General features: G+C 66.2%; 19 protein-coding genes and 1 tRNA gene. 11 read left to right on the plus strand and 9 right to left on the minus strand.

What is annotated here, in order from left to right; translation table 11 throughout:
• The first annotated feature begins 89 nt into the window (after positions 1–89).
• Positions 90–1,064: a LysR family transcriptional regulator gene (locus ACKTT0_RS05090; protein WP_407848663.1), complete on the plus strand. Its 975-nt coding sequence runs from the start codon at positions 90–92 to the stop codon at positions 1,062–1,064.
• Positions 1,065–1,085: 21 nt separating this feature from the next.
• Entirely contained in the window at positions 1,086–1,871 is a 786-nt protein-coding gene (locus tag ACKTT0_RS05095; RefSeq protein ID WP_407848665.1) for a hypothetical protein, read from the plus strand.
• Positions 1,872–1,949: 78 nt separating this feature from the next.
• Here ACKTT0_RS05095 and ACKTT0_RS05100 read toward each other — a convergent pair whose 3' ends face one another.
• Complete coding sequence (locus ACKTT0_RS05100; RefSeq protein WP_407848667.1) at positions 1,950–2,837, minus strand: LysR family transcriptional regulator; 888 nt, start codon at positions 2,835–2,837, stop codon at positions 1,950–1,952.
• 162 nt (positions 2,838–2,999) lie between these two features.
• Here ACKTT0_RS05100 and ACKTT0_RS05105 point away from each other — a divergent pair, with 162 nt between their 5' ends.
• Entirely contained in the window at positions 3,000–3,995 is a 996-nt protein-coding gene (locus tag ACKTT0_RS05105) for a Bug family tripartite tricarboxylate transporter substrate binding protein (protein ID WP_407848669.1), read from the plus strand.
• A gap of 31 nt (positions 3,996–4,026) precedes the next feature.
• Positions 4,027–5,238 (plus strand): FAD-dependent monooxygenase, encoded by a 1,212-nt coding sequence (locus tag ACKTT0_RS05110; protein WP_407848671.1) that lies wholly within the window; start codon positions 4,027–4,029, stop codon positions 5,236–5,238.
• Between the two features lie 64 nt (positions 5,239–5,302).
• Here ACKTT0_RS05110 and ACKTT0_RS05115 read toward each other — a convergent pair whose 3' ends face one another.
• Entirely contained in the window at positions 5,303–5,497 is a 195-nt protein-coding gene (locus ACKTT0_RS05115; RefSeq protein WP_028352841.1) for a heavy-metal-associated domain-containing protein, read from the minus strand.
• Between the two features lie 69 nt (positions 5,498–5,566).
• Positions 5,567–8,038: a heavy metal translocating P-type ATPase gene (locus tag ACKTT0_RS05120; RefSeq protein ID WP_472977673.1), complete on the minus strand. Its 2,472-nt coding sequence runs from the start codon at positions 8,036–8,038 to the stop codon at positions 5,567–5,569.
• 210 nt (positions 8,039–8,248) lie between these two features.
• Between ACKTT0_RS05120 and ACKTT0_RS05125 the strand changes: the two genes are divergently transcribed.
• From ACKTT0_RS05125 to ACKTT0_RS05155, 7 genes are all read left to right on the plus strand, one after another.
• Positions 8,249–8,992, plus strand: a complete 744-nt coding sequence (locus ACKTT0_RS05125; RefSeq protein WP_407848675.1) for a sulfite exporter TauE/SafE family protein — start codon at positions 8,249–8,251, stop codon at positions 8,990–8,992.
• 71 nt (positions 8,993–9,063) lie between these two features.
• Complete coding sequence (locus tag ACKTT0_RS05130) at positions 9,064–9,435, plus strand: YciI family protein (protein WP_407848677.1); 372 nt, start codon at positions 9,064–9,066, stop codon at positions 9,433–9,435.
• Between the two features lie 448 nt (positions 9,436–9,883).
• Complete coding sequence (locus ACKTT0_RS05135; protein ID WP_472977665.1) at positions 9,884–11,938, plus strand: type VI secretion system Vgr family protein; 2,055 nt, start codon at positions 9,884–9,886, stop codon at positions 11,936–11,938.
• Between the two features lie 49 nt (positions 11,939–11,987).
• Positions 11,988–12,461, plus strand: coding sequence for a hypothetical protein (locus ACKTT0_RS05140; protein ID WP_407848681.1), 474 nt, complete (start codon positions 11,988–11,990; stop codon positions 12,459–12,461).
• A gap of 1 nt (position 12,462) precedes the next feature.
• Positions 12,463–13,290, plus strand: a complete 828-nt coding sequence (locus ACKTT0_RS05145) for a hypothetical protein (RefSeq protein ID WP_407848683.1) — start codon at positions 12,463–12,465, stop codon at positions 13,288–13,290.
• A 4-nt stretch (positions 13,291–13,294) separates the two neighbouring features.
• Positions 13,295–13,900 carry a hypothetical protein gene (locus ACKTT0_RS05150; protein ID WP_407848684.1) on the plus strand — a complete coding sequence of 202 codons (606 nt, stop codon included), beginning with the start codon at positions 13,295–13,297 and terminating at the stop codon, positions 13,898–13,900.
• A gap of 51 nt (positions 13,901–13,951) precedes the next feature.
• Positions 13,952–14,242 (plus strand): PAAR domain-containing protein, encoded by a 291-nt coding sequence (locus tag ACKTT0_RS05155; protein ID WP_407848686.1) that lies wholly within the window; start codon positions 13,952–13,954, stop codon positions 14,240–14,242.
• 30 nt (positions 14,243–14,272) lie between these two features.
• Here ACKTT0_RS05155 and ACKTT0_RS05160 read toward each other — a convergent pair whose 3' ends face one another.
• The 6 genes from ACKTT0_RS05160 to ACKTT0_RS05185 all read right to left on the minus strand — a co-directional run bounded on the left by ACKTT0_RS05160 (position 14,273) and on the right by ACKTT0_RS05185 (position 19,903).
• Positions 14,273–15,328, minus strand: a complete 1,056-nt coding sequence (locus tag ACKTT0_RS05160) for a DUF72 domain-containing protein (protein ID WP_407848688.1) — start codon at positions 15,326–15,328, stop codon at positions 14,273–14,275.
• A 214-nt stretch (positions 15,329–15,542) separates the two neighbouring features.
• A tRNA-Gly gene (locus tag ACKTT0_RS05165) sits at positions 15,543–15,616 on the minus strand.
• 80 nt (positions 15,617–15,696) lie between these two features.
• Positions 15,697–16,686 carry a Bug family tripartite tricarboxylate transporter substrate binding protein gene (locus ACKTT0_RS05170; protein WP_407848690.1) on the minus strand — a complete coding sequence of 330 codons (990 nt, stop codon included), beginning with the start codon at positions 16,684–16,686 and terminating at the stop codon, positions 15,697–15,699.
• Positions 16,687–16,742: 56 nt separating this feature from the next.
• Positions 16,743–17,693, minus strand: coding sequence for a hydroxymethylglutaryl-CoA lyase (locus tag ACKTT0_RS05175; protein WP_407848692.1), 951 nt, complete (start codon positions 17,691–17,693; stop codon positions 16,743–16,745).
• Positions 17,690–18,883 carry a CaiB/BaiF CoA transferase family protein gene (locus ACKTT0_RS05180; RefSeq protein ID WP_407848694.1) on the minus strand — a complete coding sequence of 398 codons (1,194 nt, stop codon included), beginning with the start codon at positions 18,881–18,883 and terminating at the stop codon, positions 17,690–17,692. The genes ACKTT0_RS05175 and ACKTT0_RS05180 overlap by 4 nt, the downstream gene beginning before the upstream one ends.
• Before the next feature lie 111 nt (positions 18,884–18,994).
• Positions 18,995–19,903, minus strand: coding sequence for a LysR family transcriptional regulator (locus ACKTT0_RS05185; protein WP_407848696.1), 909 nt, complete (start codon positions 19,901–19,903; stop codon positions 18,995–18,997).
• Positions 19,904–20,020: the final 117 nt, after the last annotated feature.

Consider the following 20,020-nt stretch of genomic DNA (forward strand, 5'->3'; position numbering starts at 1 on the left):
GGCAATGGTCGGGCGGGCCGCAATTTTTGGCAAACCAAATTAATCGAAATAAAATTCAGAAAACCCAAATTCATTGGTGACGCGTCGTCGTGGAGCCTTTCAAGATCCAGCACCTGCGCCAGTTCGTGGCCGCCGTCGACAACGGCAGCTTCCTGGCGGCAGCCCGTGCTACGTTCCGATCCCAAGGCGCCGTCTCGGCGGCCATGGACGACCTCGAACGCCAAGTCGGCGCACCGCTGTTCGAACCCGGCAAGCGCGCCCTGCCCACGCCGCTGGGCCAGAGCCTGCTGCCGCTATTCCGCGAGCTGCTGGCCGTGCACGACCGCGTGCGCCTGGAAGCCGGCGAACTCGCCCAGGCCCGCCAGGGCGCGGTCGCCCTGGCGGTCATGCCGTCGCTGGCCGACGAATGGCTGCCCGCCATCCTCGACCGCTACGCGCGCGAGTGGCCGCGCGTGCGCCTGCGCGCGGTCGACATTCCCTCGCAGGCCGTGCGCCAGATGGTGCTGAGCGGCGAGGCCGACATCGGCGTCGCCGGCCTGCTGGCCGACGACCCGCGGCTGAGCTTCCGGCCGCTGGTGCACGACGAATTCGGCCTCATCTGCCCCGCCTCGCACCGGCTGGCCAAGCAGCCGCAGCCGCTGGCCTGGCAAGCGCTGCAAGGCGAGCGCCTGATCGGCAATGCCACCTTCGAGGCGCTGCGGCATCCCGACATCCCGCCATGGATCACCGACCCCGGCATGGTCGTCACCAACCGCGCCTCGCTGATCGCCAGTGTGCGCTCCGGGCTGGGCGTCACCATCCTGCCCGTCCTCGCGCGGCCGGCGCGCGCGCACGGATTGGCGTTTGTGCGCCTGCACCGGCCGGTCATCGCCCGGACGGTGGGGTTGGTAACCCGGCCAGGGCAGAGCCTGTCGCCGGCGGCCGAATCGATGTATGGGCTGTTGGTCGACCTGATGGCGGAATTGGCGCGTGAGCGGGGCGCAAGCCTCGTCGACGAGCAGTCGCTCGCGGTGCGCATATCGCCGCTCGATAATCAAGGGCGGGAGAATTCCGGAAAATACTAATTACCCTGTTGGTGAGCCCATATGAGCCAAAGCTCCAGAGAACCGCTGTGGAGAAGCCTCGTCATTTCCATCGTCCCGCTTTTTTTCGGGTCGTTGTTGTTCGCGGGCATTCTCGAGTCATACAAAAACGACGCTTCCGCCCGCAAGGAGATAATGAATGACTTCTACCGGCCCATGCGTGAAACACAGTCGGGCTGCCAGAAGACTCACAACAACCTGTTCCTCGGATATGCGAAGCTGGCCGGCTCGTACCGGCTGATGCTGGACGAATTCAAGCATCTGACAACACTGGATATGTCCAGGATGACTCGGGATTATGAAATCCTTCTGGAGTCGATGCTATCGACGCATGCGACAACTACTTCGGATACGAAACGCCTGGAAGTCGAACTCGAGGCCTGCCGAGCCAAGTTATTCCGCCAATATGAAGAACTGGCCCTCGTGACCGGAACCTACGATCAATTCAAGGGACTTTCGCGGGATCGAGCAACCCGCCTCAATGACTTGTACGCGAAGCGCAAGGCCTTGGCCGACCAGACACTGCGGGGCTACGACATCAACAGCTTGATGGGCATGCTACGGGATTTCCTGCAATTCAATTTCGAGAATCAAGAGCAAAAAACCCTGGCAGCACAGAAGGTCAACGAACTCGGCGAACCAATCATCCAGCACTACCTGCAGCTCAGTAACAGCGAGCAGGACATGTTCAAGATCGATGCCGAGCTCTTTGAAGGCCTGCATACTGTCTTTGCCAAGGACATAAGCAGCCGCTTCGAAAGAGGATTCATTGCCCGCAACTTTTTCTAATGCAAAGGGCCCAGCAGGCAGGCCACCTCTCATACCGGCGAGCGTGCAACAGCGCCGGCCGGAACGACCCGCGGGATGTCAATGCATGTGCGCCCCGACCACTTCTCCGAAGCACCGCGCAAATGCATCGATCCGCTCCGAATCCCCCTGCCCCGCGCGCGTGATGCAGTAATAGTCCACCGCCACGGCGGGCACCACCGGCACCAGCCGGACGTGCCAGCGGTTGCTGGCCACCGCCGCGAACGACGGCACCACCGCCTGCCCCAGGCCGGCCTCGACCATGGCCAGCACGGTCTCCAGGTGCGTCACCACGCGCGCCGGCGCGTCGCCCTGCACCCCCAGGTGCTGGTTCACCAGCCGCTGGATCGGATTCTCGTCCGGCAGGGCAACCAGGCTGTCGCGGTCGATCTGCTGCCAGCGCACCGAACGGCGCCGGTCGCTGTCCAGCCGCTGCACCGCCAGCGCCAGGCGCGCCGGAAACACCGTGCGCCGGCGGATCCCCGACACGCGCGTGAAAAACGCGCCGAACCCGGCATCCAGGTCGCCGCTCTCCACCCGCGCGGCGATCAGGCTGCGGTCCAGGTCCATCACCTCTACCCGCAACTGCGGCGCCAGCTTGTGGAATCGCTTCAACACTTCCGGGATCACGCTGCAGGCAATCAAGGGCGTGACGCCGACCCGCAGGCGGTCCCGTCCGCTCGCTCCCAGCGCGCCCAGTTGCGCCACCGCCGCGCCCAAGTCGTGCACCGTGCGCTGCGCCACCGGCAGCAGGGCCTGGCCCGCCGGCGTCAGCCGCACCGCGCGGGTGGTGCGTTCGAACAGCCGGCAATCGAGCTGGGTCTCCAGGTCGCGCACCATGGCGCTCAAGCCGGCTTGCGAAATATGCAGCTGTTCGGCCGCCTTCGTGAAACTGGCGTGCCGCGCCACCGCAAGGAACGCGCGCATCTGGCGGAAAGAAAAATTCATGGTCGGCGGAAGAGAAGATCGGGAAACCAGCAGCCCATATTAACAAGCAATGCTTGTCAATTGATTCAATATTGTTCTTTTACTTATTTAACACGCTGCGTTGAAATAACCCATCGGCTCATCCGAGGCCGTCATTACCAAGAGAGAAACAGGAGACGAGGCATGACTCACTTGCCCGCATTCGCCCTGGCGCGCCGCGCCATCCTGGCGTTCACTGCCAGCGCCGTGCTGGCCCTGGGCCTGGCCGCCCCCGCGGCCGCCGCGGATTTCCCGACCAAGCCCATCACCCTGGTGGTGCCGTTCCCGCCGGGCGGCCCCACCGACACCAGCGCGCGCCTGTTCAGCACCGTCATGGCCGAACGCCTGGGCCAGCCGGTCATCGTCGAGAACCGCGCCGGCGCCGGCGGCAGCGTCGGCACCGCCGCGGTCACGCGCGACCCGGCCGACGGCTACACCCTGCTGTGGGGCGGCACCAGCAGCATCGTGGTGGCGCCCGCGCTGTACACCAACCTGCAATACGACCCGGTCAAGTCGTTCACTCCCATCGGCATGGCCGTGCGCGGCCCGCTGATCCTGGTCAGCCGTCCCGAGCTGCCGGCCAAGGACCTGCGCCAGCTGCTGACCCACGCCAACAGCCACGACCTGAGCGTCGCCTCGGCCGGCACCGGCTCGATCGGCCACCTGACCGCCGAAATGTTCAAGGACCAGGCCGGCGCCAAGCTGCTGCACGTGCCCTACCGCGGCGGCGCGCCGGCGCTTACCGACGTCATGGGCGGCCAGGTCGACCTGCTGTTCGACACGGTCACGCTGCTGACGCCGCAGATCCGCGCCGGCAAGCTGCGCGCCTATGCTGTCACCGGCAGCCAGCGCTACAGCGGCCTGCCCGATGTGCCGACCGTCTCGGAAGCAATCGGCAAGCCCTTCGAAGCCTATTCCTGGTTCGGCCTGCTGGCGCCCGCCGGCACCCCGGCCCCTGCCGTGCAGGCGCTCACCGACGCCCTGGCCGCCGCGGCCAAGGACCCCGAGGTCATCAAGCAACTGAGCGCCCAGGGTCTGGAACCCGTGGGCGGGACGCCGCAAGACTTCGCCCGCACCATCCGCGCCGACCTCGACAAATGGACCAGCGTGGTCCGCAGCGCCGGCGTGAAACCGCAATGACCACATCCGCAACACCAGAAGGACAAGCACAATGCCCGATGACACCGCCAAACCCCAGATCCTGATCGCCGGCGCCGGCCTGGGCGGCCTGACCGCCGCGCTGGCCCTGCAGGCGCGCGGCTTTCGGGTCCGCGTGCTGGAACAGGCCGAGCAGCTGCGGGAGCTGGGCGCCGGCATCCAGCTCAGCGCCAATGCCAACCGGGTGCTGTACCGGCTGGGGTTGGGCGAGGCCCTGGAGCGTGTCGCCAGCCCGGCGGCCGGCAAGCGCATCCGCCTGTGGAACACCGGCCAGACCTGGCCGCTGTTCGACCTGGGCGGGCAATCCGTCGAACGCTACGGCTACCCGTACCTGACCATCTACCGCGCCGACCTGCACCGCGTGCTGGCCGAGGCGGTGCTGGCGCGCGACCCGCAAGCCATCGAGCTGAACGCCCGGGTCGAAGCCGTGGCGCAGGACCCCGACGGGGCCACCGCCACCCTGGCCGACGGCAGCACCCGCCGGGCCGACATCCTGGTGGGCGCCGACGGCGTGCATTCGCGCGTGCGCGCCGCCCTGCACGGCCAGGACCAGGCCCGCTTCTCGGGCGCGCTGGCCTGGCGCGGCGTGATCCCGGCCGAAAAACTGCCGCCGCACCTGCGCGAGCCGTACGCGGTGAACTGGGTCGGCCCCGGCGCCCATGTCATCCACTACCCGCTGCGTCGCGGCGAACTGGTGAACTTCGTCGGCATCCTGGAACGGGACGACTGGCAAGTGGAATCCTGGACGCAGCAGGGCTCCATCGCCGAATGCGCCGGCGATTTCGCCGGCTGGCACGACGATGTGCAGACGCTGATCCACGCGCTGGACACGCCATTCAAGTGGGCGCTGATGCTGCGCGAACCGCTGGCGCAATGGACGCGGGGGCGCATCACCCTGCTGGGCGACGCCTGCCACCCAACCCTGCCCATGCTGGCCTCGGGCGCGGCCATGGCGATCGAGGACGGCTATGTGCTGGCGCGCTGCCTCGCCGAGCTGCCCGGCGCGGCGGAGCGGGCGCTGGTGCGCTACCAGGAACTGCGTACCGAGCGCACGGCGCGAGTCGTGCGCGGCTCGGCGGAGAATGCCAAGCGCTTCCACAACCCGGAACTGGCCCACGCGGCCGGCGCGGCGGCCTATGTCGAGCGGGAATGGAGCGAAGAGCGGGTGCGTGAACGGTACGAGTGGCTGTTCACCTACGACGCGGATGCCGCGCAGGTAGCCTAGCGGCCCATGCCGACGCGCCCGCCGGCAGCGGCGGGCCCGCGTCGGGGCCGGCCGCAATGACCTGTTATTGCGCGCGCGGGGGGAAGCCGGCCTCGCGCAGCGCCGCGACGACCTCCGCCTCGGACGCCGAGGTTTGCACCTTGACCAGGCGAGCCGGCGGATCCGTGACCACGCTGGCGTCGGGATCGAGCAGCTGGATCGCCTTGGTCACGGTACGGGCGCAGCCGCCGCAGGTCATGTCGTCGAGATGGAACTGCATGGAAAACTCCTTGCTTGTGAAATGGCGCGGCAGCGAGATGCCTGCCGCGGTGGGAAGATCCAGCGGTATTTACAGCGGCGCCTGGAAGCGGCGCAGGCGCAATGCATTGCCCAGCACGAACACGCTCGACATGGCCATCGCGCCAGCCGCGAACACCGGCGACAGCAACACGCCCCAGCCCGGGTACAAGGCGCCGGCGGCCACTGGAATCAGCGCCGTGTTGTAGGCAAAGGCCCAGAACAGGTTCTGGCGAATATTGCCGAGGGTGGCCTTGGACAGCGCGATGGCATTCGGCACGCCCTGCAGGTTGCCCGACACCAGCACCACGTCGGCGGACTCCACCGCCACATCGGTGCCGGTGCCGATGGCCAGGCCCACGTCGGCCTCGGCCAGCGCCGGCGCGTCATTGATGCCGTCGCCCACGAACGCGACCTGGCCATGCGCCGCCTTGAGCCGGCGCACCGCCTCCACCTTGCCTGCCGGCAGGACCTCGGCCACCACCTCGTCGATGCCCAGCTGCCTGGCGATGGCCTGCGCGGTGCGGGCGTTGTCGCCGGTGATCATGGCCACCTTCAGGCCAAGCTCGTGCAGCGCCGCGATGGCGGCGGGCGTGCTCGGCTTGACCGGATCGGCTACCGCGATGATCGCCGCCAGCCGGCCGTCGATGGCGGCGTACAGCGGCGACTTGCCCTCGTTGGCCAGCCGCTCGGCCGTGCCGCCGAAATCGCCCACGTCCAGGCCCAACTGGCGCATATAGCGGTCCGCGCCCACTTCCACGCGCGCGCCGCCCACCGTGGCACGCACGCCCATGCCCGTGACCGACTCGAAACCGCTCATCGCCGGCGGCGCAATGCCGCCTTGCTCCGCCGCCGCGACGATGGCGCGGGCAATCGGATGCTCCGAGCGCGATTCCACGGCAGCCACCTTCGCCAGCACCTCGCCGCGCTCGAAGCCCGGGGCGATCTCCAGGTCGGTCATCGCCGGGCGGCCTTCCGTCAGCGTGCCGGTCTTGTCCACCGCCACCACCCGCGCGTCCTTCAGCAACTGCAGCGCCTCGCCCTTGCGGAACAATACGCCCATCTCGGCGCCGCGCCCCGTGCCCACCATGATGGAGGTCGGCGTGGCCAGGCCCATGGCGCAGGGGCAGGCGATGATCAGCACCGCCACGGCATTGACCAGCGCAAAAGTCAGGGCCGGCGACGGCCCGAACACCAGCCAGGCCAGGAAAGTCAGCGCGGCGGCCAGCATCACCGCCGGCACGAACCACAGCGTCACCTTGTCCACCACCGCCTGGATCGGCAGCTTGGAACCCTGCGCCTGCTCGACCAGGCGGATGATCTGCGCCAGCATGGTCTGCCCGCCCACGGCGGTGGCGCGCAGCGTCAGCGCCCCCTTCTGGTTGACCGTGCCGCCCACCACCGCGCTGCCGGCCGTCTTCTCGACGGGAATCGGCTCGCCCGTGATCATCGACTCGTCCACGAAGCTGCTGCCGTCGGTCACTTCGCCGTCGACCGGCACGCGCTCGCCAGGGCGGACTTCCACGATGTCGCCCAGCGCCACGTCATTGACCGGAATATCCACGATGCGCCCGCCGCGCGAGACGTGCGCCACCTTCGCCTGCAAGCCGACCAGGCGCTTGATGGCCTCGGAGGTGCGTCCCTTGGCGCGCGCCTCCAGATAGCGCCCCAGCAGGATCAGCGCCACGATGACGGCGGCCGCCTCGTAGTAGACATTCACCGTGCCTGCCGGCAGCAGGCCGGGCGCGAACGTAGCCACCAGCGAATAGCCGAACGCCGCGGCCGTGCCGACCGCGACCAGCGAGTTCATGTCCGGGGCCAGGCGCGCCAGCGCGGGAAAGCCCTTCAGGTAGAAGCGCCGGCCGGGAATGGCCAGCACCAGCAAGGTCAGCGCGAACTGCAGGTACCAGCTCTGCCGCATGCCGATGGTATCCATGACCCACTCGTGCATGCCGGGAATCACGTGCGAACCCATTTCGAGCACGAACACCGGCAATGCCAGCACGGTGGCCAGGATCAGGTCCCGCTTCAACCCGGCCCGCTCGGCGTCCTTCTTTTCCGCGGCCTGCTCCCCGGCCTGCGCGCCGGTATCGGCCGGACGGGCCTCGTAGCCGACCTTCTCGATGGCCGCCACCAGGTCTTGCACGGCCGCCACGCCGCGCACGGTGGCGCGTTCGGTGGCCAGGTTCACCGTGGCCTGCGCGACACCCGGCACCGCCTTGAGCGCCTTCTCGACGCGGCCCACGCAGGATGCGCAGGTCATGCCCCCGACCGCCAGCTCGACGGTGCTGGCGGGCACGTCGTAACCCACCTTCTCGATCGCCTGGATCAGCGCCTGCCGGTCCACCGGCCCGGCCGGGCGGATATCGGCGCGCTCGGTGGCCAGGTTGACCGACACGCTGCCCACGCCTTCGACCCTGGCCAGCGCGGCCTCGACCCGGCCCACGCAGCTGGCGCAGGTCATGCCTTCGATAGGCAGGCTGATCGTCGCCGCCGCGGCGCCGGCATTGCTGCTGCTCGGCATGTTCATGGCTTGCTTCCCATAGTGACATTCGACATGAGGGGAGCTTAAAGCTTGCCACGGTGGGAAGGTCAAGCGCAGAAAGCGCGACTTGCGCCGGGATTGCCCGGGCGCAACGCCCGCGTCTCGGCCCTAATCCGCCCCCATTAACTTCAGGTCGGCCCAGGACGAAGCAGTACACTTCGCGCTTGCCCCGATTACCCGAGCCGCCAGATGCCCGACCTCGAAACGGTCCTCGTCGCAGCGCCGACATTCGTCGTCGCGTACACGGTCTTCGCCATGGTCGGATTCGGCACGACGCTCATCTCGGCTCCCATCGTGGCGCAAGTAGTGCCGCTGCCCACGCTGATCCCCGCCCAATCCCTCCTCGACCTCGCCGCCTCGGCCGGCAACGGCTTGAGACTAGGCTCAAAAGTGGCGAAAGCGGAAGTCTTGCGCCTGCTTCCGGCGATGATGCTAGGCCTGACTGCGGGCGCCTACCTGCTCATCATCGTTCCCTTGGCGGCGCTGATGGTGCTGCTCGGCGCATTCGTCGTCCTCTATGCCTTGCGCGGCATGTTGACACGGCCCCGGCGGCGGCCGCTGCGCCCCGGATGGGCGTGGTGGTATGGCTTTGCGGGCGGCATCTTAAGCGCCATGTTTGGCGCGGGCGCATGGCTGTATGCGATCTACCTGACGCGCCGGATCGACGACCCCACCGTGATACGGGCAAGCCAGACCAGCCTGATCGCCATCAGCGCGGTCGTCCGGGTCGTGCTCTTTGCCGTGGCAGGCAAGTATTCCGACTGGCAAGTGGTCGGGCTTTCGCTGGTCCTGCTGCCGGCAATGGTGCTTGGCGTCTTCATCGGCAACAGGATCGCGCACAAACTGGACCGGACACGTTTTCTGCGCGCTCTTTATCTGGTTTTGCTGGGCACCGGCGGAGCGCTCCTGGTGCGCGGAGTCATCTCTGCTTGACACGGTTGCCTGCGGTTGACGAGGCAAGCATCGGGTTCATCGTTGGCGCATTACCACCCAAAGGACTTCCCATGAAATATCTCGGCTTGGCCTATTTCACCCCAGAAAAGTTCGCAGCGATGGCGCCAGATGACGTCAAGGATTTGGTGAGCCAATGTCCCGGCTTGGACGAGAAAATGCGCGCCACCGGCAAGGTCCTGGTTTCCGCGTCGCTTGGCGATCCCGACAGCTGGAAGACGCTGCGCCCGCGCAACGGCAAGACGCGCGTCACGGACGGACCCTACACCGAGTCGAAGGAAGTGGTGGGCGGCTTGTTCATTATTGAGGCGGACAGCCATGACGAGGCGCTGCGCATCGCATCCATGCACCCGGCCGCCACGCTGGGCGAAGCAGGTGGATGGGCCGTCGAGCTGATCCCCATGGATTCCTACCTGGCCCGCTAGGGATTCGGACGCTTGGGTCGAGCATGCTTTGGCGAAGCTCGGTAGCGATATCGCCCTGGCTGACAGGCGACGCCCCCTCCAAGCATCGCTGGCCAAGCCATTGAAACAGAATGTAGCTACAACCACCGTTCTGACGTCCGGTCCCTTGGATTCGGCTCCAAGGGCTGGATGAACCGCGCAAAAAACCCCGTAGTCAGCTTACTTTTTTGCAGTTACACATGGAATCACACATGTCTATTTGCAAACAAATTTAAGAAATATACCTGCTGGGGTTCATTTAGTATACGCGGCGCACCAACGCTTCATGGCCATACACAAGTCCAGAATGATAAGTACCGCTCATTCACGGGAGATGCCTTCGATTGCAGATCCATCAAACATACTGAATACGGACCGGGTAATCCGGGTTTCAGTCGGCACCGAGTCCTCCGGATTTCTGTTCGACGCCATGCAAGGCACGGACGGCTTGTCTACCTTGTCAGAGTACCGGGTGCGCCTGCTGCATCGTTCGATGCACGTCGACGTCGGAAGCCTGCTGGGGCAGCCCCTTACCCTGACGATAGAAACCACGGCCACGCCCAGGTATCTCGGCGGCGTGATCGCCAGCTTTGCGCTGCTTGGCCAGGCCGACGACACGGATCGCTATTTCGTCTACGAGGCCGTAGCGGTACCGTGGCTGTGGCTGGCCACGCACAAGCGGGACTTCCGCATCTATCAGAACCAGACCGTGCCGGACACCATCAAGCAGGTGCTGGCGCCTTACGGTTACCCGTTCGAATTCGAGCTGGCCGAAAACTACGAGCCGCGCGTCTATTGCGTGCAGTACGACGAAAGCGATTTCCAGTTCGTCAGCCGGCTGCTGGAAGCCGAAGGCATCCACTACTACTTCCGGCACGCCCAGGACGAACACACCCTGGTGATGAGCGACGAAGTGCAAAGCCACAAGACCGTGGCTGGCTATGAGCAGGTCCGGTACTTCCCCGAAGACAAGCTGACGCTGCCGCGGCAGGACTACATGACCCGGCTGGCGGTATACCAGGGCCTGCGGCCCGGCCGGTACACGACCAACGACTACAACTTCGTCACGCCCAATGCCGACCTGATGGCCCGCCAGCGAATCCAGCTACCCCATGAGCACAGCCAGGCCGAGGTATACGACTGGCCCGGCAACTACGGAGACGCGCCCCTGGGCGAGCGCTACGCACGCCAGCGCATGGAGGAACAGCATCACGTGCGCAACACCCGCACATTGCGCAGCACGGCCCGGGGCGTGGCCACCGGCTCGCGGTTCAATCTGACCGGCTGCCCGCGCACGGAAGAAAACCGCGAATATCTAGTGCTGGCCACGCGCTACGACCTGAAGGAGAACAACTACAGCTCCGTGGGCGACGATGCCTCGCAGAGCCACAGGTGCCTGTTCAACCTGACGGTGCAGGATGCGAAGCTGCCGTTCCGGCCGCCCCGCATCACCGAAAAGCCGCGATCCAGAGGCCCGCAGACCGCGGTGGTGGTAGGACCGCAGGGCAAGGAGATCTGGACCGACGAGTACGGCCGGGTCAAGGTGCATTTCCACTGGGACCGCTACGACAAGCGCGACGAGAACAGCTCCTGCTGGATCCGTGTATCCAGCAGCTGGGCCAGCGGCAATTTCGGCGCGATCCAGGTGCCACGTATTGGCGACGAGGTAATCGTGGATTTTCTGAACGGGGATCCGGATTATCCGATCATCACGGGACGGGTATACAACGCGGCGAAGATGCCGCCCTGGAAGCTGCCCGACAACGAGACTCAGATGGGCATCTATACGCGCTCCAGCCCTGGCGGCAACTACCACACCGCCAATGCCCTGAGATTCGAGGACAAGACCGGCCAGGAAGAAATCTACGTCCTGGCGCAGAAGGACCGCAACGAGAAGACCAAGAACAACCATACCGAGCGGATCGACAATAACTGGGTGCAGTCGGTGGGAAACCACAAGGCCATCGAGGTCGATGGCAATCACAGTGAGTCGGTGCACGGCAACATGACGCTGCACGTGGGCCCCAGCGGCGTGGGACGCGTGTTGTCCGATTCGTTCCGCAAGTTGGTGGAGGGTATTGCCGACGTGGCCAAGGCGTTGCCGATCCCGGGCATCAACCAGCTGGGGCGCGGCGTTTATTCCCTGTTCGCGGACCAGGCCATCAACGAGGCCACCGCCGGCGTCAAGACCGAGTTCGTGGGCCTGACCAAGACCGTGACGGTGGGCGGCACGATCGTCGAAAGCGCCGGTCATTCGATACAACTGACGTCGGGTTCCAACATCTCGGTGGACGCTGCCAACACGGTTTCCATGACCTCGAATGGCGAATTCCACGTTCAGGTCGGAAAATCGGAGCTGCGCTTGACCGCCGATGGGTTCATTCGGTTGAGCGGAGACACGCTCTTCCTGAATTTCGAGAACGGCATCGAAATGCAAGCCACGAACGAGATTGCGCTTTCTTCCAGGAAAATCAATCTGAATTGATCGCCCCAATATCAAGATTCACCCAATCGCATTAAGCACATCAATCCTCATGATCCACAACAAGCGACAGTTCTTTATCGCGGGCGTGACATTATTGCTCGTGATCGCCGGTGTATTGATTGCATCGCATTTTTTTGGCGAGCAAGGCCAACCGCCCCTGGCTTCGGCACAAGGGAAACTTTCTTGCGGCAGCGAGCAGTATTCCGAATACAACAAGAACATGGTGCTGGCCGGAGAATTGACGATCGGCAGGCAGCCGCCGTCGGGTACGCGCCAGCAGCAGCAAGCCATGGTCGACGCTTTCGGAGCGCTCACCCTGCCAAGGGACAAGACCATCATCTCCGCTGGTCACCTGAAAACGGGGAAGGTGTATACCAAGGTGTGTCAAGGCGAAAAATGCACCATGAACGAGATGGCGGAGCCAGAGCAGGCCTGCCTGACCGAGAATTGGAGTGGTTGTCAGTATCTGGCAATGCAATTCAAAGAAAAACAGTACTGCTTCCTGACGCCCTCGGATCAGTGACATGGACGACACGGAATTTCCATTTGGCAATGACCTGATGAAGCCCGAGGATTGGGTGGGCACCATGGGCGCGAAATCCAAGCGCTGGCTCATTTCCTATGACGGCAGCCTGGCCGTCGTATGCGGCTACCACAGCTTCATTTTTCTTGGCCTGGACAGCATGGCCATCAGCGTGGTGAACATCCTGAACTGCGGTCTCACCGCGAGCGCCCCCATCGGCAAGATATTCAAGGCCGTGGGCGGCGCCGCCAGGGACGCCCTGGCGTTCGAGAAAGCCAACGATCTCGTCGGGAACGCCAAGAAGATCGACGATGCCGTCACCATGGAGCGGGAACAAAGCGAGGCCAACAGCGGCATGGCGCTGTACCAGCGCATGAAGAAAGCGATCCCCCAATTGATCTACGCGAACAAGCCTTTTTCGTTCGACGACCTTGCGGGCATGCCTGGCGGCATCGCCGGCGCCGAGATCGAGGCCGTCGGTGCCGCGGGCATATACCGGATCGAAGGCTACGACGGCATAGCGGGAGGCTTGACGAGCGATTTTTTCTTCAGGGCCACGGTCGCCAACGCTGGGACGGGGTTGATAGCAGGTGGCGTGGGAATATCCGCGGGGGTCTGGAGCGTCGAGGGCCCCCGCAATCTCTATTGGGAGCTGGGCGCGAGCGCGCGCGCGCGCTGTGTCGTGGAGAACAGCTCACCGAGCTACGATCAGCCCTATCGGCAAATTCCCAACCTTCATCCGTATCTGCAGGGCCTGCCTCCGGCGGGCTGCTCGATGGAAGAAACCAACTTCAATCCTGCCCGCCTCCTGCAACAACCGGTCCCGTAACCCAATGAGTACGCAAAGCGCAATCGAATCCAGCAAGCCGGCATTGGCTGGCGCCAGACTGTCCAAGGGCGGCCAGAGCTTGCCGGACCTGTGGCGCATTCAGCACTCGAACGCGAACCTGTTCGCCCGCTTTGTCAGAACGGGGCAGCCTCGACGCGCGGCAAGCATCGCGGCGCTGATTGGCGAAGGAGAGACAGCCATCCGGCGGGAATTGCAATCCATTCCCGCGGCGTCCTGGTTAAGCCTGTGCGCGGCGGCCGGCTGGACGCATGTCGGCGCGGCATCGCTGTCCTGGTGCGAAGGCGCCACCGAGGCACAGGTATGGCAGGCATGGACCGAGGCCACGCCATCGGCCGCCCTCCCCGGGGATGCGTTCTTCATCGCGGCCAGGTCGATGAACCCCGCGTTCCTGTTCGAAGGCCAGGCCCTGTCGTCTTTCGTACCCCATCTGTTGGCGGACAAGATGAAGGTGTGCGTATCGCTGGCGGCACGTTGCGAGCAGGTATCGATGGATTGCTCGCCGGCAGCGCTACATGCCCTGCCCAAGGACTTTCAGCAGTTCCTGTCCCATCGAGAAATCAAGTTCGCCCAGACGGACGCCAGGCGTTGAGCGCCGAACCTACCCGTATGGCCCAGCCTGTTTCGGAATATAGACACGACCATGCCAGCCGCAGCCAGACTCAACGACCAGGCCTCTGACCATGACGGTGCGCCGCCGACACCGTGCACCGGTGCCTCGCCCGATGTCAGCATCGACGGGCGCGGCGCCGTACGTGAAGGAGACCCCTTCGCGTCGCACGCCCGCCCGGACGAATCCGATCACGCGCGCAGCCTGGCGGCAGGCTCGAGCTCGGTGTTCATCAACGGCAAGCCTGCCGGCAGGATGGGCGATCCGATTTCATGCGGCGGCCAGATCGCGGAAGGCTCGGAGACCGTATTCATCGGCGGCTGAGGACGACGCTTGAATGACTTGGCGGCAGCCCTACACCGCAATGGCCTGAGCCAGCTTCTGGATGGACAGCGGCGCGCAGCCCTCGGCATCGTTGCTGACTGTCACGTAGGCCGGCTGGCCCGCGCCCGTGATCCCGCGGATCGTACGCGCCAGCACCGTGCGGGTAGGAAGATCCTCGCTGAGAATGGCATTGAAAGGATCGTGCTTTTTCTGCGCGTCGGCATAACCATACGCGCCGAAAATGCGGTTCAGGTTCCAGCGGCAGACCAGCGGCCCCGGCCATAGCGCGCGCAGCATCGGCAGTTGCGCTTCGATCGGCGGCATCTTGCCATGCAGGCCCAGGCAGAACGTGGCCCCATGCGCCTTGAGTGTGTCGACCAGCGCCTGGACCAGTAGTTCAGGGTCCCGCACTTCCACCGCGACGATCACGGCGCCATGCCCGGGCAAAGCCTCCCGGACAGCCGCCAGCATGCGGCCCAGCTTCTCGAACAGCGTTGCGGGGCGACTCAGCCACCCCCAGGGCAGAGGGCTCAACTGGAACACCAGAACGCCAAGCTTGGCGCCCAGGCCTTCGAGCGCCGGCCGCACGAATTCCTGGATGGCCAGCGACGGATCGAGGAAAACCGGGTTGGCCTCGCGCGACCTGCCTTCTTCGCCCCGCACCTGGGCGTCGGTAATGCTGGCCGGACATTTCACGACGAAACGGAAGTCGTCATCGACCTGCCCCGCATAAACGGCATACTGGCTTGCCGTCAATGGGCGCCAGAACGTGCGGTCCACACAAACCGTGCGCAACAGCGGATGCTGATGGTAGGCGCCAAGGCCATGCTTGGACAGCGTGCTCGAATCGTACTCGCCATCCCAGACCAGCCCTTCCCAGCCCGGGTATGACCAAGTAGAAACGCCGAAGCGCAGCGGCGCCGGAAGCTGCCGCGCGAGCGCGCTCCACTCCTGCGCCGCAGGCGCGGGAAGCACCTTGGCCATGCTTCGAAGAACGGAAAAATCCGGATTCTCATGAGCGGCCGCATTGTTCGAGGAATCGGGCAGGGGCTGGAGAGGCACATCTCCGAAAAGATCGTCTTGCATACTTGTCGTACTGGCACGGAAGTAGGCTAAAGGGTACTTGAATAACACCGGCGGTCATGCGGCACACCATGTTGATGGGCCGAAAAATGTGCCGAACTTGAGGTGCCAGGCGTGGATTTTCCCGATCCAAACGGCATCAGGAATAAAAACATCACTGCATTTCAACCACTTGGGATGACCTCCCAAAGTGACGAGACGAGTGTGAAGCGCGAATTGGAGCGGGTGATGGGAATCGAACCCACGCTTGAGGCTTGGGAAGCCGCCGTTCTACCATTGAACTACACCCGCCTGGGTGTCGTACCGCACCCCGGAGGGCGCGGCAGAGAATGAAATTATAGCCAGGTTTTTCCCCGGCCCTGGGCCGGCGCTCAGTTGCCCTTGATCCCGGCGGCCTTGACCACCTTGCCCCAGCGGTCGTATTCCGCCTGGGTGTACTCGGCCAGTTTGGCCGGCCCCATGAATTCCGCCTCGGCGCCCTGCTCGGCGGCCTTCTTGCGGAACTCCTCGGTCTTCATGATTTCCTCGATGGTGCCCGCCAGCTTGTCCACCACCGCCTTGGGCGTGCCGGCCGGCGCGTACATGGCGAACCACGACGACACCAGCAGGTCGGGGTAGCCGGCCTCGGCGGCGGTCGGCACGTCGGGCAGCGAATCCAGGCGCTTCGGCCCGGTGACCGCCAGGGCGCGCAGCTTGCCGGCGGCGATGTGGCCCAGCAGCGGCGGCGGCGTGGTGATGGTCATGTCCACCGCCCCGCCCAGCAGGTCGTTCAGCGCCGGGCCGGTGCCCTTGTAGGGAATGTGCTCGATTTTGACGTCGGCCATCTGCTTCAGCAGTTCCGTGGCCACGTGCTGCAGCGCGCCGTTGCCAGACGAGGCGTAGTTGAGCTTGTCCGGGTTGGCCTTGGCGTAGGCGACCAGTTCCTTCAGGGATTTGACCGGCAGGTCGGGCCGCACCACGATCACTTGCGGGGCCGACAGGATGTTGGCGACCGGCGCGAAGTCCTTGATCGGGTCCCAGTCCTGCGGCGGCTGCACGTGCGGCGAGATAGCGTTGTAGCCGGAATACTGCAGCAGCAGCGTGTAGCCATCGGGCGCGGCCTTGGCCACGGCGGAGGTGGCGATGCTGCCCGACGCCCCCGGCTTGTTGTCCACCACCACGGTCTGGCCCAGGGCCTGGCCCAGCGGCTGGGCGATCAGGCGCGCGGCCAGGTCGGTGGTGCCGCCGGGCGCGGCCGGCACCAGCAGGGTGATGGGGCGGTCGGGGTAGTCGGCCAGCGCGACGGCGGGGCCGGCGGCGACCGCCAGGGTGGCGGCGGCCAGGCAGGCGCGCAGCGGCTTGGTCAGGAACGGGATGCTCATGGGACAGGTCTCCTGGTGGATTGTTATGGGTAGCAAATGCCTGGGTACGGCGCGGGTCAGGCGGGCCCGAAGCGTTCGGCCAGCCACGCGGGCGGCGCGTGGGTGGCCAGGCGATGGCCGGCGGCCAGCAGGGGGTTGGTCAATTCGCGCCGGACCAGGCCGGGCAGGCCGCGCACGATGGCCAGCAGCGGCTGCAGCGCGACGCCGGTCTGCACGCCCATGCACTCGAACATGTGCACCAGCTCTTCGGTGTTGACGTTGCCGCTGGCGCCGGGCGCATAGGGACAGCCGCCCAGGCCGCCGGCGGCGGCATCGTAGCGGGTGACGCCGGTCTGCCAGGCGGCCACGGCGTTGGCCAGGGCCATGCCGCGGGTGTTGTGCAGGTGCACGGTCAGAGGCATGGCGGGCAATTCGCGCGCCATGCGCTCGCACAGTGCGGCGACCTGGGTGGGGTAGGCCATGCCGGTGGTGTCGCACAAAGTGATGCCGGCGGCGCCGGCTTCGGCCAGGCGGTGGGCCAGGCTCAGCACCTGGTCGCCCGGCACGTCGCCGTCGAAGGGGCAGCCGAACGCGGTGGACAGCGAAACATTGCTGGGCACGCCGGCGGCCCGGGCGGCCTGCAGCACGGCGCCGAGTTCGGCCAGCGACTGTTCGCGCGTCATGCGCAGGTTGGCGCGGTTGTGGGTCTCGCTGCTGGACATGACCAGGTTCAGCTCGTCGACCCCTACTTCCAGGGCGCGTTCCAGGCCGCGGATGTTGGGCACCAGGGCGGTGTAGACAACGCCGTCGCGGCGGCGGATGCGGCGCATCACTTCCTGGGCGTCGGCCAGCGCCGGAATGGCCTTGGGCGAAGTGAAGCTGGTGACCTCGATGCGGGCGAAGCCGCAGTCGGACAAGGCGTCGACGAAGGCGACTTTGTCGTCGGTGGGGACTTGGGCTCTTTCGATCTGCAGGCCGTCGCGCGGGCCGACTTCGTTGATCTCGATGCGGGCGGGTCCGGTGTTCATGCGATGACTCCACGGGCGCGCAGCTGCGCGCGTTGGGCTTCTGTCAGGCCGGCCTCGGCCAGCACGGCGTCGGTGTGTTCGCCCAGCGTGGGCGCGCGCTCGCGGATGGCGCCGGGGTTGTCGGACAGCAGCGGGAACACGGCCGGCATCTCGACGCGCACGCCGCTGGCGCCCTGGATTTCGGCGATGGCGTTGCGAGCGCGGTAGTGCGGGTCGCGGGCGATGTCGGCCACGCTGTAGATGCGGCCGCTGGGCACGCCGGCTTCGCGCATGGCGTCCAGCACCGCGTCGATGGAACGCTGCGAAGTCCAGGCGCCGATGGCGGCGTCGATCTCGGCCACGCGCGCGGCGCGGCCGTCGTTGTGGGCCAGGGCGGGATCGCGGCCCAGGTCGTCGCGGCCGATGCGGGACATCAGGCGCTGGTAGATGGCGTCGCCGTTGCCGGCGATGAGCACATAGCCGTCCTGGCAGGGGTAGGCATTGGACGGGGCGATGCCGGGCAGCGAGGCGCCGGCCGGCTCGCGCACGGCGCCGAACGCGGTGTATTCCGGCAGCAGGCTTTCGGTCAGGTTGAACAGGCTTTCATACAGGGCGGCGTCGATCACCTGCCCCACGCCGCCGCGCGCGTCGCGCTGGTACAGGGCCAGCAGCACGCCCAGCGCCCCGTGCAGGCCGGCGATGGTGTCGCCCAGCGACAGGCCGGCGCGCACCGGGGCGCGGCCGGGCTCGCCGTTCAGGTAGCGCAGCCCGGCCATGGCTTCGCCGATGGCGGCGAAGCCCGGCTCGCGCGCCTTGGGCCCGGTCTGGCCGTAGCCGGAGACGCGCAGCATGATCAGGCGCGGGTTGAGGGCGTGCAAGGTTTCCCAGGACAAGCCCCATTTCTCCATGGTGCCGGGGCGGAAGTTCTCGATCAGCACGTCGGCCTGCGCGGCCAAGGCGCGGATGATGTCCTGCCCCTCTTCCTGGCGCAGGTCCACGCACACCGACTGCTTGTTGCGCGATTGCGCTTCCCACCAGACGGAGGTGCCTTCGTGCAGCAGGCGCCATTTGCGCAAGGGGTCGCCCAAGCCGGGCGGCTCGATCTTGACGACTTGCGCGCCGAAGTCCGCCAGGGTCTTGGCGGCGAACGGGCCGGCGATCAGCTGGCCGAGTTCCAGCACGCGTATGCCGGCGAGAATCTGCCCTGCCATGCCTCCTCCAGACATCCATAGAGTTCCAAGGCCTGGCAGTGTGCGCGCATCCGCCGCGCGCGGGAATGGCATTTATGGGAAACGGGGGTTTCCCAAACGCGAAAGCCCCGTCTATTCGTTGCCCGGCCGGGCATCGCGCAGGTGGGCCAGCAGCAGGCGCGCGGCCACGGTCAGGGTGTCGGCGTCGCGCACGCCCAGCAGCAGCCAGCGGCGCGCCCAGTCGTCGGCCAGCGGGATCAGGCGGATCGGCATCGAGCGCGCGTGCGGCTCGGCGGCGATGCGCGGCAGGATGCCCACGCCACCGGTGGCGACCGCCATGCGGCAGATGGCGTCGAAGCTGCGCACCTGGATGCGCAGGCGCATCTGCTTGCCCAGCCGCGCGCTTTCTTCGTTGAGCCGCGAGGCCAGCGAGGTGGACGGCGGCAGGCTTACGTAGGCGTAATCCAGGGTGTCGGCGAAGGCGACCCGGGACAAGTTGGCCAGCGGATGGCGCTGCGGCGCGATCACCACCAGCTCGTCCAGGCGGTACGGCACGGTCTGCAGGCCGGACGCCGGGGTGCGGTCGGCGAATACGCCGATGTCGGCGCGGTTCTCCAGCACGGCGGTGACGATGTCGGTGCTGTTCTGCTCTTCCAGGTCGATGCGCACCGCCGGGTGCTCGTCCATGAAGGCGGCCAGGTCCTCGGGCAGGAACTGGGTCAGCGACGAGGTGTTGGCGGCGATGCGCACCTGGCCGCGCACGCCCTGGGCGAAGTCGGACAGCGTGCCCGCCATCAGTTCCACTTCCTGCAGCACGCGCTGGGCATGGGCCAGGCAGGCCTGGCCGGCGTCGGTCAGTTCGACGCCGGCGCTGTTGCGGTACAGCAGCGGCGTGCCCAGCGCGGCCTCCAGGTCGGAAATGCGCTTGCTGGCCGCGCCGACGGCCAGGTGCGACTGGCGCGCGCCAGCCGAAATGCTGCCGGCCCGGGCAACCGCGACGAACAGCGCCAGGGTGGTCAGGTCGATGCGGGCGAAATTCATGCGGCAGATGCTACCCCACAACCGGGCGGCGGGGCAGCGCGAAAAACGCCGGCACCGCGGGCGGCCGCCGTCGCCCCCCGGGGATACGCGGCGCCCGCCCAGCCCACTACAATCCGC

Origin of the sequence: Bordetella saccharivorans (assembly GCF_045862855.1) — a bacterium.
Classification (GTDB): domain Bacteria; phylum Pseudomonadota; class Gammaproteobacteria; order Burkholderiales; family Burkholderiaceae_B; genus Bordetella_A; species Bordetella_A petrii_F.